Source organism: Viridibacillus sp. NPDC093762 (genome assembly GCF_050279675.1).
Lineage (GTDB): Bacteria > Bacillota > Bacilli > Bacillales_A > Planococcaceae > Viridibacillus.
On record NZ_JBNNUK010000014.1, the window covers coordinates 61,876 to 78,625 of the forward strand.

Annotated in this window: 16 protein-coding genes; 4 read left to right on the forward strand and 12 right to left on the reverse strand. The window is 35.7% G+C overall.

Features of this window, described 5'->3' with window-relative positions:
- Window positions 1–265: 265 nt before the first annotated feature.
- From ACQKM9_RS15990 to ACQKM9_RS16010, 5 genes are all read right to left on the reverse strand, one after another.
- Window positions 266–1,072, reverse strand: a complete 807-nt coding sequence (locus tag ACQKM9_RS15990; RefSeq protein ID WP_427735355.1) for a hypothetical protein — start codon at window positions 1,070–1,072, stop codon at window positions 266–268.
- Between the two features lie 4 nt (window positions 1,073–1,076).
- Window positions 1,077–2,177: an MBL fold metallo-hydrolase gene (locus ACQKM9_RS15995; RefSeq protein WP_427735356.1), complete on the reverse strand. Its 1,101-nt coding sequence runs from the start codon at window positions 2,175–2,177 to the stop codon at window positions 1,077–1,079.
- A complete protein-coding gene (locus ACQKM9_RS16000; RefSeq protein WP_427735388.1) occupies window positions 2,164–3,831 on the reverse strand; it encodes an ABC transporter permease in 1,668 nt (555 codons plus the stop codon). Before ACQKM9_RS16000 ends, ACQKM9_RS15995 begins: the two co-directional genes overlap by 14 nt.
- Before the next feature lie 61 nt (window positions 3,832–3,892).
- On the reverse strand, window positions 3,893–4,921 hold the full coding sequence (locus ACQKM9_RS16005) for an ABC transporter substrate-binding protein (protein WP_427735357.1): 1,029 nt from the start codon (window positions 4,919–4,921) through the stop codon (window positions 3,893–3,895).
- Window positions 4,918–5,883 (reverse strand): ABC transporter ATP-binding protein, encoded by a 966-nt coding sequence (locus ACQKM9_RS16010; RefSeq protein WP_427735358.1) that lies wholly within the window; start codon window positions 5,881–5,883, stop codon window positions 4,918–4,920. The genes ACQKM9_RS16005 and ACQKM9_RS16010 overlap by 4 nt, the downstream gene beginning before the upstream one ends.
- A gap of 137 nt (window positions 5,884–6,020) precedes the next feature.
- Here ACQKM9_RS16010 and ACQKM9_RS16015 point away from each other — a divergent pair, with 137 nt between their 5' ends.
- A complete protein-coding gene (locus ACQKM9_RS16015; protein ID WP_427735359.1) occupies window positions 6,021–6,923 on the forward strand; it encodes a LysR family transcriptional regulator in 903 nt (300 codons plus the stop codon).
- Between the two features lie 149 nt (window positions 6,924–7,072).
- Window positions 7,073–7,789 carry a 3-ketoacyl-ACP reductase gene (locus tag ACQKM9_RS16020; RefSeq protein ID WP_427735360.1) on the forward strand — a complete coding sequence of 239 codons (717 nt, stop codon included), beginning with the start codon at window positions 7,073–7,075 and terminating at the stop codon, window positions 7,787–7,789.
- A 106-nt stretch (window positions 7,790–7,895) separates the two neighbouring features.
- Here ACQKM9_RS16020 and ACQKM9_RS16025 read toward each other — a convergent pair whose 3' ends face one another.
- The 4 genes from ACQKM9_RS16025 to ACQKM9_RS16040 form a co-directional block, all read right to left on the reverse strand.
- Window positions 7,896–8,060 carry a hypothetical protein gene (locus ACQKM9_RS16025; protein WP_427735361.1) on the reverse strand — a complete coding sequence of 55 codons (165 nt, stop codon included), beginning with the start codon at window positions 8,058–8,060 and terminating at the stop codon, window positions 7,896–7,898.
- A 137-nt stretch (window positions 8,061–8,197) separates the two neighbouring features.
- A complete protein-coding gene (locus ACQKM9_RS16030; RefSeq protein WP_427735362.1) occupies window positions 8,198–9,028 on the reverse strand; it encodes a phosphoenolpyruvate hydrolase family protein in 831 nt (276 codons plus the stop codon).
- Between the two features lie 15 nt (window positions 9,029–9,043).
- Window positions 9,044–10,252, reverse strand: coding sequence for a Tm-1-like ATP-binding domain-containing protein (locus tag ACQKM9_RS16035; RefSeq protein ID WP_427735364.1), 1,209 nt, complete (start codon window positions 10,250–10,252; stop codon window positions 9,044–9,046).
- Between the two features lie 112 nt (window positions 10,253–10,364).
- Window positions 10,365–11,564 carry a phosphoenolpyruvate hydrolase family protein gene (locus ACQKM9_RS16040; protein ID WP_427735365.1) on the reverse strand — a complete coding sequence of 400 codons (1,200 nt, stop codon included), beginning with the start codon at window positions 11,562–11,564 and terminating at the stop codon, window positions 10,365–10,367.
- A 329-nt stretch (window positions 11,565–11,893) separates the two neighbouring features.
- Here ACQKM9_RS16040 and ACQKM9_RS16045 point away from each other — a divergent pair, with 329 nt between their 5' ends.
- Window positions 11,894–13,291, forward strand: a complete 1,398-nt coding sequence (locus ACQKM9_RS16045; protein ID WP_427735366.1) for an alanine/glycine:cation symporter family protein — start codon at window positions 11,894–11,896, stop codon at window positions 13,289–13,291.
- Between the two features lie 343 nt (window positions 13,292–13,634).
- On the opposite strand, the gene ACQKM9_RS16050 is transcribed toward ACQKM9_RS16045, so the two are convergent.
- Entirely contained in the window at window positions 13,635–13,904 is a 270-nt protein-coding gene (locus ACQKM9_RS16050; protein WP_427735367.1) for a hypothetical protein, read from the reverse strand.
- A 182-nt stretch (window positions 13,905–14,086) separates the two neighbouring features.
- Here ACQKM9_RS16050 and ACQKM9_RS16055 point away from each other — a divergent pair, with 182 nt between their 5' ends.
- Complete coding sequence (locus ACQKM9_RS16055; RefSeq protein WP_427735368.1) at window positions 14,087–14,932, forward strand: DUF2268 domain-containing protein; 846 nt, start codon at window positions 14,087–14,089, stop codon at window positions 14,930–14,932.
- Window positions 14,933–14,974: 42 nt separating this feature from the next.
- Here ACQKM9_RS16055 and ACQKM9_RS16060 read toward each other — a convergent pair whose 3' ends face one another.
- Both ACQKM9_RS16060 and ACQKM9_RS16065 read right to left on the reverse strand, forming a co-directional pair.
- Complete coding sequence (locus tag ACQKM9_RS16060; RefSeq protein WP_427735369.1) at window positions 14,975–15,679, reverse strand: class I SAM-dependent methyltransferase; 705 nt, start codon at window positions 15,677–15,679, stop codon at window positions 14,975–14,977.
- 288 nt (window positions 15,680–15,967) lie between these two features.
- A complete protein-coding gene (locus ACQKM9_RS16065; protein WP_427735370.1) occupies window positions 15,968–16,630 on the reverse strand; it encodes a DUF2306 domain-containing protein in 663 nt (220 codons plus the stop codon).
- Window positions 16,631–16,750 lie beyond the last annotated feature (120 nt).

A 16,750-nucleotide genomic window follows, 5' to 3' on the forward strand; every position in this document is an offset into this window, starting at 1 on the left:
GAGCATAATGACATCTATATCCCTATCCTTCAACATAAAGGTGATGAGGCAGAGCGTTTAATGAAAGAACATATACAGAAGGATTTAGAATTTTGTTTGAATCGTATGAGAATGTAGTTAAGCTATCAGTCCGTCATACACTTCAGTAAACAAATAAATGTATTCGATGAGTGTTTAGTGCAAACTAAAAAGGATATGGAGCTCTTTTAAAGAAAAGAGTCTATATCCTTTTTGTATGCTCTAACTCATTTAATAATCACAGCATTTACTTCTCCATTACAAATGCAGTTTTCCCACGTTGATCTTCACTAAGATAACCCTCAACTTCTAACTTATCATGCCATAATTTTTCAATAGCAGTAGCTTTTGAAGCATTATCTTCTTTTGTTGATAGTTCAACCATAATATCACCTTGATAATTCCAAACTTCTATATCTGCCTCGTAACCTGCATAATTGCCCTTATATGTTGTAGCTTTTGCGGGCCCATAAACAACTGACTGCTCTAATGTATTATTGTACCAACTTTCAGAATCCCAATTTTGAATTTTTTTCGGTGCATTATCTAAAATTAGTTTTTTTGCTGCTTCAGTATTAACATCGTTAAAAGAAACTTTTGCTGTTTCTTTTAATGACTCTTTTCTGCTTACCGCAAAATTCTTCTTTCCACCCTTAATATCTAATTCAAATTTATAATTAGACTCGTTCCCAGTGAAACCATGATCTTGTGTTATCGCAATTGCTTCATCAAGTGGCGTGTTTAAGAATCTTTTTTTGTAAGTAATATCTATCTTATTACTATCTTTATATACACGTAAACGATGGTTATAGTCCGCTCCTAAGAACGCTTTATTTACTGTATCGAAATAGTAAATTTTCACTTCATCCTTTTTCGTTGCTGAAAAGACATCCATTATCTTAGATTCTATAAAAATATCAGGTTTGATATTATATTTAATTTCATTTCCGGGATTAATCGCTGCACTCACCTGAGCGGAACCGAATCCGCTAATACACAGAAGAACAAGAGTAGCCATAAATAACTGTAGTGCTATTTTCTTTACACTTTTCATTATATTATTTCCTCCTTTTTTCTACTAATTTTGTAGAAGTAGTTTTCATATTTGTTAAACGACTATGAAAATATATAGTATCAGTAGCATTGATTGTTTTTGAAAGCTCTAATGTATCTAGATAGTCTAAATGTGTTTTATAAAAAAACTGTTTCGATTGAGCTTCATTTCTGGCTAGTATCTTTAAATATCCATCTTTTTTCGTGTAACCTGTAAAAATTACTATTGCAGTTGGATATATGTGTAGTAATTCCTCAATTTTCCACTCATTAACCTCTGGAACAAAATAGATTGCATTTTCACTCTCTACTCTCTCTCTAAAACAGTCCATCTTAAATGGTTTCAAGATTTCTTCATATCTAGGTGTACGAATATTTTCTGATGAATTATAGTAATCCTCAAAAAAAGAAAAATATTCTTTATCAATGTTCACTTCTCTTTCTGTATGTTGAAAAAGATACGTGGCAATATCTGCTGTTTTACCTGAAAAAGAAGACGGGAAAATAATAGGGTGACTTGGTTGTTCGTTGATATAGTTCTTAATCTGTTGTAATACTTCCAAATTATTAATCTGTTTCTCAATATGCCCACTATCTATTAAAGCTAAATCATACTTGGTTCCATCTTCTTGTGGTAAAGTGGCATTTAACAAATAGGAATCCATGACATAGTCCCCTGAGAAAAATATCACCTCCTTAAAAAATCTAATCTTGTACCAAACACTCCCTACTATATGGCCGCTATAGCCCCACTGAAATTCAAGATAATCACTAACTCTCAACCACTTCTCAATCGTTGCTGGTTGAAAAATCTTTGTATTTTTAAATGATCGCTTTAAGTGTCTAGCTGTCATTTTACTCATAAAGATTTCGCCTTTATAGTCCCATCTTTCAAGCATCGGCAATGCCCCTGAATGATCAATATGCGAATGTGAGATAAATACAGCATCGAGTTTTTCTACATGATCTTTTGTTAAATTAGGAGGCGTTTTTTCAGCGTTATTCATAATGCCACAGTCGAGCAAAATAGCATGCCCCGCATTTTCTATAAAAAAACAATTACGACCGTACTCGCCAACTCCCCCTAAAATTTCAACCTTCAGCACCCGCATGTCCTCCTCTTTTTTGTAACCAATTTAATAAGAACATGAAGATGACAGTCATAGTTACTGTAATAACAGCAACTGCCATTCCCAAACCAACATTTCCTTGTTCAAACTGGCTGTAAATAAACGTTGCACCTGTCTCTACTGATGGTGGCAAAATAAGTAATCCAGCTACAAGTTCACGCATTGAAATAATAAAGGTCATCATCATCCCGGCTAGAATTCCTTGCATTAATAATGGGATAAAGATGTGACGATACACGTCCCAACTACTCCGTCCAAAAATAGCAGCTGATTGGAAAATGGATTGATCTAATTGAGATAAAGAAGATTTAGTATATTGAACTGAGTACGGTAAGAATAGTACACAATAAGTCACTACTACCATTGCTTTCGTATTATATATCGTAGCCGGTAGTAAAGGTGAGTTCCAGAACATGATCAAACCTACTACAAATACAATTCCCGGAATAATATTTGGCATAAGGCTAAAGAAATCCAATACTTGCTGTTTTTTTGTTTCGCCTTTTTTAATATAAAGTGCAATGAATAATCCTATTACAGCAGTAACACTAGCTGTGATAAATGAAAATACGATACTGTTCAGAAATGCCGATAATCCTGCACTACCACTTGTAAATACTGCCTGATAAGAAGCCAAACTAAAATTCCCTGCACTGAGGCCATCCCCACGTACCTTTTGTAGTGATGTCACAATAATTGAGAAGTAAGGAATTCCAATTGAAAACAGTAATACAATTCCTACATATAGCCATGCGCATAGCTTTATATACCACTTATCTTTCATTTCACGAATAGCTTCCGTCTTACCAGATAACACGCTATATGTATTTTTTCGTCCAATTAGATTTTGGAAGTACCAGATGATTAAACAAACAGAAAGTAAAAATAACGAAAGTGATGTGGCCATACTAATATCTACAGGCCATCTTGATAAATAGGAATGGATCTCTGTAGTAAAAACTTGAAAGCCAATTCTGCTACCGAAAGTTGCAGGTGTACCGAATTCAGCCAAGGTTTTTATGAAAATTAATAATATGCCTAGTACGTAACTCGAAACTAGTAATGGTAAAACAATTTTAGCCCAGTTTCTCCACGGGTTTCGTCCGAATATCAACGCAGCATCTAGAAAGGAGCCATTAATTCTTAGCAGTGTATTTCTCAGCATTAAATATAGGAAAGGAAATAGGTGCAAGCTCATCACCATCACCATTCCAAACAGAGAGAAGAAATAATCTGACATCCATGATGCACTGGGCATTAATTGTTGCAAAAAACCATTATTCTGCATAAACAATATCCAGCCCATTGACCCAATATAAGGAGGTGTCATAAAGGGAATCGTTAGAATAATATCTAACCAATCAAATGTGATTAGGCTAGTTTTCGTACGAATTAACGCCATTGGTAAAGCTATAATCGTAGTACCCAAAATTACTAAAACACCTAATAATAAAGAGTTACCTAACGTATGCCACATTCTATCATTTTCAAACATTCTACTAATCTGCGAAAAATCTAATTGTCCGCCATCAACAAATGTATAATATAGAATTGCTAATAATGGCGCGATAGCAAACGTCCCAACAATGGCTAGTAATGCTCCAAAAGTTCGTCTACCTTCCATAATCATCGAGCTTTCATTCCTTCCTTTAAAAACAAGAGCTGAGAAACATGTCTCAGCTCTTAAATTATTATTGGAAAATCTCATTAAATTTCGTTAAAATATCGATTTGCTTTGTCTCTGCACCTTTCCAATTCACAGTTAGTTGAGGGATTTCATCCAATGCTGCACGATCCTTCACTGGAATTTCTTTGTTCCCCGGAAGTAAATAAGCATCTGTTACTAGCTTTTGACCTTCATCTGAAAGTAAAAAATTAACGTATGCTTGAGCTCCATCTACATTTTTAGCATCTTTCATAATTCCAACTGCTCGTGGGCTGACAACTGTTCCACTTTTCGGGTAAACAATTTCTACAGGCTCCCCATCTGCTTTTGCTTTATAAGCCATGTAATCTACTCCAGAAATTGTTGCATCTTTATCTCCAGTTATAACTGAATCTAACGCTTCCTTATTTGCACCATTTACTTGTAAACCATTTGTTTTCCATGATTGAATAATGTCCCAACCAGTTTTTTCTGCTTCCGTATATCCATAGATAAAATCAACAGCTGAACCTGACAGACTTGGATCTGGAATATTGATTTTATCTTTCCATTCAGCTTTCGCTAAATCAGACCATTCGCTCGGAGCTGTTTTTGCATTTTTCGTATTGTAAGCAATTCCTAAGGCTGATGCACTGTAGCCATAGTAATAGCCTTCTGCGTCCGACCAATCGCTATTGATTTTATCTGCATTTTCAGCGTCTTTATAACTTTGAAGTTGATTGGCTTCTTTCATCCCATCCATTGAAGCTATTGAAGCTAATACGACAACATCTGCAACAGGATTTGTTTTCTCTGCTTCTAAGCGAGATAAAATTTTCCCTGTTGTTCCTTGGAACATCTCTACCTTCATTCCTGTTTTTTCTTCAAATGCCTGTTGAACATTTGCTGCTAAACCATCTGGCCCTGCAGAATAAACTGTTAATGTTTTGTTTTCTTTCGACTGTGCACTTGATTCGCCATTATTTGCTGTTGTGTCGTTATTTCCGCACCCTGCTAATGCTAATGTCAAAAGTGTTCCAACTGTTGCTATCATTTTTAAACTACGTTTCTTCAATGTAATCCCTCCAGTTTATAAATTTGTTTTTCATCTATAAAAACTTTAAGCTGTTTTCCCTTTTCGAGTGGAGCGCTTTCGTAAAAGCTCCATTGATTGCCTTCAACTTCTGCTTGAACTAAATATCGATCTCCAATAAAAGTACTTTTTACTATTTTTGCTTGTTTTGCTATAGTTCCTAATTGTGAATGTCTTGAAACTCCTTCGGGACGAACAATACGGCTACCTTTATCTACCCAATTTACTTTTCCGATAAAATCAGCCACATAAGGTGTAGCTGGAGAATGATAGATTTCTTGTGGTGAACCTACCTGTTCAATTCTCCCTGCCTCCATCACGATAATTTGATCAGACATTGTCATAGCCTCTGTTTGATCATGTGTGACAAAGATAGCTTGGCAATCTAGTTCATGAATAATATGCATAATCTCTTCTTGCATCTTCTCTCGAAGAACTGCATCTAAAGCTGATAAAGGTTCATCAAATAGGATTAACTTTGGATTTGTTGCAAGAGCCCTAGCAAGTGCCACACGTTGCTGCTGTCCACCTGATAATTCGCCGGGCTTACGTTTCTCAAATCCCTCCATTTTCACCAATCGCATAACATGATCTACTCGTTCCTTAATTTCTGACTTGGGCAATAGCCCCTTTAATGCAAAAGCAATGTTCTGAAAAATAGTCATATGTGGCCAAAGTGCAAAATCTTGAAAGACCATTGCGATATTACGCTTATTTGGTCTAACATTCTTTCGAAGATCTGAAGAATAGATAACTGTTTCGTCAAATCTGATTTCACCATTTGTTGGCTTCTCTAAACCAGCTAGTATTTTCAATAACGTCGTCTTCCCACAACCCGATTGACCTAAAATTGTTACAAATTTACTGTTTAGTTCTACGTTAATCGGCCAGAGTGCTTGAGATTTCCCATACTTCTTTTCTATATTCGTAATCGAGATTTTCATAATGCCCTCCTCGTCTATAACCACTATAAGGTCCAGATATTTAGGAAATATTAACCTAGTATTAACAATTCGTTAAAAAAACTCTAATATACTAAAACTAATGCAAGAGTTTATCTAATTTACTTTAGGAGGATAAAATGCATAATCTCAAATTACAGGCATTCTGCTTGCTCGTGAATTTAAAAAAGCTAGCTCCTGTCGCTAAAGAGCTAGGCATTACTGCACCTACTGTTTCCTTTCATATTCGTTCAATAGAAGAGGAATATGGTGTACGATTATTCCGTACAAATGCTGGGGGTTATCGTTTAACTGAGGCGGGTGAAGGACTCTATCACTATGCACGTCAAATTGTACAGCTACAAAAAGACATGAATCAATTCTTTGAAAACATAATTGAGGGTAATCTCGGTTCAATTCGGCTAGGTGCTAGCGGGCTTCCCGCTCATATTTTCATGCCTGATATCATTGATCAGATTTCCACAGCTTATCCAGATATACGTATTTCTCTAGAAGTAAAAACAGCTCCTGAAATCGAAAAGAAATTAATACTTCAAGAGTTAGATTTCGGACTTATAATGGAAACAAAACAAGAGGATCCAACACTCATTTACGAAACTATTGGTGAAGACTCACTTGTTCTTGCATTAAGTCCCACACACGAACTTGCAACAAAAAAGGACATCTCAAAATCAGATGTCCTTAAAAGTAAAATATTATTACACACTTCTTCAAGTTCAACTAATCATTTCATCGAAAAATGGTTAGAACCTTTCGCTCCATCTATCTACACAATTGAACTAGATTCAGTAAGTACCATTAAGAAGATGTTAACTTATGGCAAAACGTTAGCCTTTATCTCTGTTGCTCTAATGGATGAAGAACTAAAATCAGGAACTTTACTCAAAAAAGAATTGAACGATATTACGCTAACTCGAAAGATTCAGCTCGTATACCCTAAGTGTCGCTTAGACAGTAAAATCGATGAGTTTGTAAAGAGAGTAATTCACAATCTAGCATATGATTACAAAGAGAATGAATAATTCTTTAGCGGAAGTGCATAACTATATTTTCAGTGTGTTAGAAAACGGCTACAAAGCAAAATAATATACATTTTCATGCGGTCAAGGTACCATATATGAATACTAAATTAAAATTTGTACAAATTTTTAAATAGTAAGGAGAGATATAGATGCAAAATATTAATGGTAAAACAGCACTTATAACTGGTGGAGGACGTGGGATTGGCCGTTCTACAGCAATTGCTTTCGCAAAAGAAGGCATTAACATTGGCTTAATTGGTCGAACTCTTGAAAATTTAGAAAATGTCACGGCTGAACTAAAAGAATACGGTGTGAAGGTAGCCCTTGCAACTGGGGATGTATCGAATATCGATGAAGCAAATGCTGCAGTTGAAAAAATCCGCGGGGAACTTGGCGCTATCGATATTTTAGTAAACAGCGCTGGTATTTCTAAATTTGGCAACTTCCTTGAACTTGATCCAGAAGAGTGGGCGAAAATCATCCAAGTTAATGTCATGGGCGTATATTACATAACACGTGCAGTTCTTCCAGAAATGATTGAACGCAAAACTGGTGATATCATTAATATCTCTTCAACAGCTGGTCAAAAAGGGGCACCTGTAACTAGTGCTTACAGTGCTTCAAAAGCTGCTGTTATTGCTCTAAGTGAATCATTAATGCTTGAAGTAAGAAAACACAATATTCGTGTTAGTACTTTGACACCAAGCACTGTTGCTACTGATATGGCAGTCGAACTGAATTTAACTGACGGCAATCCAGATAAAGTAATGCAGCCGGAAGATATTGCAGACTTTATGGTTGCTCAACTTAAATTGCACCCAAGAGTTCTTCTGAAATCAGCTGGTTTATGGTCAACAAATCCATAAGTGTTTGTATAAAAAGAGAAACTCCTCACCTTTTTCATAAGATGAGGAGTTTCTTTTGATTTCCAGCTTATACTCTTACTAATCACTGCCCATGAGTAAAGAGATTCTAAGACGGATTTATTTCAGAAGATGCAGTGTTAAAGGGTGTTGACCTATTAGTTTGAGTTGCAGATGTATCGTAAGCAATCAGAGTTACACCCAATTTCTCTTCCATTTCATTGATTTCTCTCAATTGTTCATGGTTAAGTTGTGCGTATTTATTTTGTTCCATCTAAACACTCATCCTTTCTGTAAATATAGTCTTTCCACGGAAAAATGGATTATGCAGAAATAATAGATGATATGTAAAAGCAACCTTGCTAAGTATCTGCAAGGTTGCTTTAGATTTTCATTTTGAACAAGAGTAAATTAAGAACGAATATTTTTGAACGCTTCTGATTGTTCTCTAATTCCTTTTTCTGCAGCAAAACGCTCTATACTTGAAGCACCGAAGAAACCACAAATGCCGTCCACATTGTTAATCACATATTCAGCATCTGCTGGTTCTGCGATTGGTCCACCATGGCAAATAACTAAAATATCTGGATTGATAGTACGACCTGCTTCAATAATTTTTTGGATTCGTTCCACACAGTCATCTAATGTTAATGCAGTATGTGCACCAATTGTTCCTTTTGTCGTTAATCCCATGTGAGCAACTAAAATATCTGCACCTGCTTCAGCCATTTGCTTCGCTTGTTCTTCATCAAACACATAAGGTGTTGTTAACATATCTAAATCATGTGCTTTACGAATCATTTCTACTTCAAGTCCATAACCCATTCCCGTTTCTTCAAGGTTTTGACGGAATACACCATCGATTAAACCAACTGTTGGGAAGTTTTGAACACCGCTGAATCCTTGTTCTTTTAATTGCTTTAAAAAGACATCCATTACACGGAATGGGTCAGTACCATTCACTCCTGCTAATACTGGTGTATCTTTGACTACTGGTAATACTTCATTACCCATTTCTACAACGATTTGATTGGCATCTCCATAAGATAACAGGCCTGCAAGTGACCCACGTCCAGCCATGCGGTAACGACCTGAGTTATATACAATCAGCATATCAGCTCCGCCTGCCTCACTACTTTTCGCAGTAATACCTGTACCTGCCCCTACTCCTAATAAGATGTTTCCGTTGGCAATTTCTTCATTAAAACGCGCTAAAATTTCTTTTCTATTTAATTGAATCATGTTAATCACTCCTTTTTATTTTTTCATCATTGCTATTAAGCGCTCAGCTGCTTGTTCTGCAAATGCTTGTGCATTAATATCTAAATCCATTTCAACAATTTCAACTGTTTGATTATCTAAGTTGTTACGCAATGCAGTAAATAACGCAGTGTCCTCTTCAGGACCATAGAAAGACTGTCCTTCTACATCAAGTCCCGATAAACCTTTCAACGGAAGCATTAATACTGTATCTTTTTTTGCCATATTTAACTTTTCAGCAATTACCTCACCAATTTGGTTATTTTCTTCTTCATTTGTCCGCATTAATGTAACTGTCGGGTTATGTTTGTAGAAATTACGTCTTGCAAATTTTTCTGGAACAGAATCAAATGTTCCGAAGTTCACCATATCAAGAGCTCCTAAAGAAACAACTTGTGGGATACCTTTTTTTGCCGCTGCTTCTAAGCGATTGGGTCCAGCAGTTAAAACACCGCCAACTAATTCATCTGCCCATTCAGTAGTAGTGAAGTCTAATACACCATCTATAAATCCTGTTTCGATTAACTGTTCCATTGTGCGGCCACCTACACCTGTAGCATGGAATATCAGTACTTCATATCCGCGATCCTCCATATATTTCTTAGCAAAATTCACACAAGGAGTTGTTAAACCGAACATGGTAGCTGCTATTAGCGGTTTCTTTTCAACTTTCAAATCATGCTCAAAGTGAAGCATCCCTACAATCGCAAATACAGCATTTGTAAAAATACGAGTTGAAATGACATTTATCCCTGCAACATCTACAACAGATGGCATCATTACGATATCACTTGTACCCACATATGGCTCAGTATTACCAGAAGCTACAGTTGAAACCATCACTTTTGGAACACCTATTGGTAATTTGCGCATACCTGGTGTCGCAATGGATGTGCCACCTGTGCCACCGAATGATAAAATGCCATCGAATTTACCTTCAGCATAGAGTTTTGGGATTAGTTGTTCCATGCCTTTTGATAAAACAGAAGTAGCATGTGCTCGATCCTTTTTATCTTGAATTGCTATTATATCTTCACCAACAATACCTACAACCTCGTCATTATTCACATCTGGTACAAAATGTGGCTCAAATACTCCCGTATGAATCGTCAATGTATTCATTCCTAAAGATTCAATAAGTTCTTTTACAAATAGAAACTCTTGTCCTTTTGTATCGAAGGTACCTGTCAGTGCGATTGTTTTCAAGTTCATCTCTCCCTTTTAATAAATCTATAAACAACAAAAAGAAAACGCTTTCAAAATTTCTTGTTATTAATATATCAACTTATACAGTCAAAATGAATGTGTTTATATTTCATTAACTTTTGTTTATGTTAGATTCTATAAATTCTTTTGGAGAAACGCCTTTATGCTTTTTAAATATAACGCTAAATTGTGCATAGTTTGGGTAACCTACCATTTCAGCTACATTCGTTAATGGTAAAGACTGTTTTTTTAATATATCAACAGCTCTATTCAATCGAAATTCAATTAGATATTGTGTAAAAGCCATACCTACTTCAGATTTAAATAATGTACTTAAATATGAACTTGATAAACTCAACATTTTGGCAATATCACGTAACTGAATTTGATCCATATAATGAAGATGAATATATTTCTTCACAAATTCAATATAGTCTCTTTGACTCCCCATCCCATCAATAATTTTCTCTATTAACTCATCATAATGGAAGTCATCCGATTTCTTAAAAGACTTTGTAATTTGTGTAACTGTTTGTTCAGTTGGTATTCGTTCTATAGAAGAGCCCCCAATATAACCCATAATAGTCGTACCATCATACATAAATTGAACATCTATTGGTTTATTCACGGGACCACCATATATCATATGTATAACCGGCTTATTAAATTGTTCACAACGTTCAAATATTTCCATAGCAAGATTCTTTGCATGCTGCAATGATAAAATCTTCTTTGCTCCCAGAGAACCACCCACTGTTAGTCCCAAATGTGCACAAATAACAGATGCCCCGGCTTCCATCATTTGCTCTGCCTGTTCTGCATTAAACACAAATGCAACAGTAAATAGCCCTCTCTTATTCGCCAGCGCAATAGCATCCACTTCACGTGCGTAACTCATCCCATTTTCCTCTAATGCTTCTCGAAATTGGCCATCTATTAAACCCACGCTCGGGAAATTATTAATACCAGCAAATCCTGCTCTCTCTATTTCATTTAGTTTTTCAGCCAACTCGATTGTAGGGTCTGTTGCCTGCAATCCAAAGATTACGGGAATATTATTAACAACAGGTATCAACTCTTTCGATGCATAGCTCATAACAAGATCATTGCTATTGTCGTAAGCTAAAAAGCCTCCTAGAGAGCTGACTCCCATCTGACGAAATCGCCCTGAACTCAAAGCCAATATAAAATCGGCACCTCCAACTTCTGCATATTTAGCGGTCATCCCGGAACCTGCTGCTACTCCAATGAGATGTCCATGCAATTGAAGTTGTTCGTCTAACCTTTTTAAAACATGTTCCTTTATATTCACTTCTAACACCACCTATCAAACAATTATTAAAAGTATAGCATTGGTGATAAATCAAATTACAGTAAACACATTATGATGCTATAAAAATTAAACATATTTAAATATGAAGAAAGACAAAATAAATTAGCGAAAATCGCAACTATGGATTAAGTAACTCTCGAAAGATTACTTTGTAATCAACATAAACCTAACTTTACTTATGACTTTAATATTATTCATCAAATAAAAAAATTAAGTCAAAAGCTGACCGTACTTATTTTCTTTTTTAAGTTGATTGTTTATTAAAAAATGTTATAAACTAAAAGGTATGCAATAAAGGAGGCAGATAAATGGAATGGATCGGGAATATAGTTGATGAAACAAATAATGTTTTATGGACATATATATTAATCGTATTACTACTAGGTGCTGGTTTGTATTTTACGATTGGAACTAAATTTGTACAGTTTCGTATGTTTGGCGAAATGTTCCGTTTAATAATGGAGAAAAAAGAAAAAGACGAGGGCGTTTCCGCGTTTCAGGCTTTTACTATTAGTACAGCTTCTCGTGTAGGTACAGGAAATATAACAGGAGTAGCACTAGCTATTGGGGTCGGTGGACCTGGAGCTATATTCTGGATGTGGATTATCGCCATTATCGGAATGGCTACCGCGTTTATTGAGAGTACACTTGCACAGGTTTACAAAGTAAGAGATGGTAACTCTTTCCGTGGTGGTCCTGCTTACTACATGGAAAAAGCCCTAGGCCAACGTAAACTGGCAGTAGTCTTTAGTATTCTTTTAACTTTAAGCTTTGGTTTTATCTTCAATGCAGTACAGTCCAATACGATTGCTACTTCAGTTGGAGAAGCATTTAATATCGAGCCTTATATCATTGGGATCGTATTAGTTGTGTTAACAGCTATGATTATTTTTGGTGGCGTACATAGAATTGTGAAAGTTACACAAGTAATTGTACCCGTTATGGCCATCTTTTATCTACTCATTGCTCTTTACGTTGTCGTGACTAATTTTTCTGAAATCCCTTCAGTCTTCAACTTAATACTATCTGAGGCATTCGGCTTAAAAGAAGCCGCTGGAGGAGCTATAGGGGCTGCGATTATGCAAGGTGTACGTCGAGGCTTATTTTCAAATGAAGCCGGTATGGGTAGTGTACCAAATGCAGCTGCTACTGCAAGTACTTCACATCCTGCAAAACAAGGTCTCGTTCAAAGCCTAGGCGTATTCTTCGATACAATTGTTATTTGTTCTGCTACTGCTTTCATTATTATTTTGGCAGGTCTATATTCAACTGGACCAGATGATGGAATCGTCCTAACTCAAAATTCCTTCGCTGTACATGTAGGAAGTTGGGCTCCATACTTTATAGCAATTGCAATTATTTTCTTCGCATTTAGTTCGATTGTGGGAAATTACTATTATGGTGAAACAAATATCGAATTTATGAACGCACATAAAGGATGGTTAACTGGTTACCGTTTAGTAGTTCTAGGAATGGTCATGTTCGGTTCTGTTGCTCATGTATCACTTGTTTGGAACTTAGCTGATCTATTTATGGGACTAATGGCGATGTTAAATATCATCATCATTCTCTTACTAGGAAAAGTAGCTTTCCGTGTATTGGATGACTTTACTAAACAACGGAAACAAGGGAAAAACCCATCGTTTTATGCAAAATCAATTCCGGGATTAAAAAATACGGAATGTTGGGAAGAAGACGATAGATAAAGATGAAAACGTGCAGCATTTGCTTGCACGTTTTTTTATTAGCAAAAAAGGAATTTATTATTTTTGTGCAAATGAACGAAAATCTTTGGAGGTTTTGAATTACCCGCTAGACTTCCTAGTTCCTGCAACGAAAGTACTTATGCACAAAAAACTGCACCTTCAATTGTCAGTTTGTATCTAACAATTGAGTGCAGTTCAATTTATTCCCCATTTCATGGCTTTGTTCTTCAGCCAAAGCAAGTGTTTGCCCCATTTCCCTTATTAATATGCAAGAGATTGATTAATGGAAGTTATACCCTACTTGTGAAATAGTGTAATTGTTTTGAGTAAGGTAGAATATGTTTTACCAGAAAAATGCCGAAACTAATGCGATCCCAGCAATTGCACCAAGAGCTATACCAAATCCAAAACCAAAACCACGTCTGAATCCACGTCTAGATCCGCCTCCTCCAAAGAATCCCTGACCATACCCGCCTAAACCCCCAGCAGGTTGAATCCAGACCATACCTCTTTCAACTCTAGTAATTCTACCTACATGGACTCTACCATCGTGACAATGAATTCTCACTGTTTTACCATGAAAATTACAACATTGATTATATATTTGATTCATTTTAATCCCCCTCTCCCTACTATTTACATACAAGTATGCTCTGCTAGTATATGGGGGTAATAAATCCTCGCAATGGACAATCGTCTAATGAAAAACAGATTAGTAACAATTTATATTTATTAAAAATAATGAGGCTTCCAATACATATACTAAAAGATATCAAAACTAAAAGGATGAGATATATGTCAGTGATCAAAACGCAACCTTGGCTTTATGAGTTTATTGAACTATGTGAAAAACAGTCGGGTAAAGGAGCATCTTCCATACAATGTGAGACACTATGCGGACCACTCGAAGGATTAAAGCCTAAAGCCAATCCAGAAGTCTGGCAATATGAACTCCAGAATTATGGACTTTTTGAGCCATATGAATGGACCCACTTAAAGAGCACCGTGAAGAAGTTAGAAGATCAAAAAGTTTGGCAAATTGTTGAGCAGGAATATCAATATTTAAGGAGATTATGGAAAGGTCCAAAAGTTTCAATCTATATTTTCCCTATAAAAAACGCGAATATGAAGTCAAGAAAACAAACACCAAGTAAAAACGGTGTGGCCTATAGTGGGGCATTATTTTTATTCGTATCTGTAGATCTTCCAATAACAGAGCTAAAGGCTTTATTAGCACACGAATATAACCATGTCTGTCGAATAAAACATTTAGATTTGGCTTCGAATAAAATTACGTTAAAAGATTCACTCATCATTGAAGGACTTGGAGAATATGCAGTAAAAGATTTGTATGGTGAAAAATGGCTTGGTCCTTGGGTCAATCTCTACTCATTTGAAGATGCTTCTGCTATATGGAAACGACGTTTTATACCTTCTTTAAATGTTCAAGACATAAATAATCATTACCCTTTTTTATATGGTAAAGCTAGAGGACCACTGCCAAAATGGATTGGTTATCATCTAGGCTTTCAGATTGTCGATAGCTATCAAGAAAAACATGGGCCTTTTAAAAAAGGAGAGTTATATTATAAATCCTCTGACGAAATAATTGCCGGTTCCAAATTTGCAATTGATGAGTAACTGAAAGAAGGCCCTTTCATTTCTTCCGAAAAAGAAGTTAAGTTAGAAGTAGCATTTAAAAGCACGATAACCTATGAAATGACGGTAATGAGTTATTAATTCGTTATGCTCTTCCAATAAATCAAAGAGCTCTTTTTTTATGTTATCCGATTGGTTAATATCATCAACTTCACTTGGACTAAGTTCAGATGGTGTATCGATTATTTCAATACGAGTAAATCCAGCTTGATGTAGCTTTGCCCGCCACTCCTCTTCACTTAAAATCTCTTTGATGCCATATAAATTGCATACTTTTCTCTGTAATTCTTCAGTTAGGTTATGTTCAACCGTCATTTCAAGGAGGATCAAACGGCCCTCTCTTTTCAAAACCCTAGCAAGTTCATGTAACGTCTTTTCAATATCTGTGAACACGATAACAGATTCAGCAATAATGAAATCGAAGGAGTCATCCTCAAAATTCAAACATTCCGCGTTCCCTTCGACTACCTTAACTGTGGATGAATCATTCTTAAATCGTTCCACTGCTTTTGCTATCATAATTGGATGTTTATCTATTGCAGTCACTTGGCAATTAAATCTTTTCACCAAGAAAGCTGATGTCTGCCCTGTACCACAACCTACATCTAATACAGATTCACTTGGTTTAATATTTGCGTCTTCTAATATTGATTGGGTTAGATTAAACCCACCAGGATGTGCACCACCAATTCCAAAGTATGCTAATAAGTCTAAGTAAGCATTAGACACTGGATATCCCTCCTATTTTTTATAAAGTTATAGTATGCTTGCTCTTTAGATATGTAGATCTATAGAGTAAGCCCTTACTAAAATTATTACTTTGTAGTAAATAACTTGTATATACAAAAAGCAACCTTGCCATGGGGACGAAGAAGAAAACAATCTTATTTCGTATAGAAAACTAACAACATATATTATCGAGTTCATCTTGGATTAGTGTAGCTGGACGATGTAATTACTTTTCATGCAAATCATCTTCCACCTCTAAATAGTCTTCACTAAAGCATAAGACTTGTATCAAAGTTCGTAAAGTTGTAAATCCTCTTTTTTCTGGTGCTGTCTCATATTAAGTTTTCGTTGTATAAATAATTCTGCAATGATTACATTTGGCACCCAAGCTAACCATGCGATAATAGCATAACTAAATTCGAAACTCTCTAATCCAAATAGTAATACAAACAAAGGTAGCCAAATTCTCAACGTGACAGCTGCAAAGGTTAAGGAATAGTTTCTTATCATCCACTTTTGATGATCATGAATTTTCTTTTCTTTAACTTTGGCAAGTGCTTGAAACGCAGAAAACAACCATAATACGGATAAAAAACTAAACCCAAGCTTTCCCGCAAATCCTCCTGTAGCGTGAAATGCTAAATAAAGTCCTGAAATCCCTCCAAATAAAATGCCAATCATATATATTTTCCCTATCTTTCGGTGAAGCTTGATATTCTTTTTTCTAAAATTTGTGGATAATGTAAAAGGACCAATTACTAATGCTACTACACTCGTTGCAATATGTATAAATAGCATACTGTACCAAAATACACTCAATTTAGAAAGAAACATTAGCTTCATTTGAACAAACCCTGCTTGATATCCATCCATAATGAAATATTGAACAATGGCATAACCCGCTACTAAAATAGCAGAAATAGTAAATGTATACCTAGTGTTTTTATTCACATTACCACTTCCTACCAGTTTTAATCATAGTTTGATTGTATCATTATTTTCTAATTTGTTGTTAAAGTAAACTGCCCCGTTGGTTGAATAAAAAAAGAGCTGTCTAAACAGCTCAAAGAT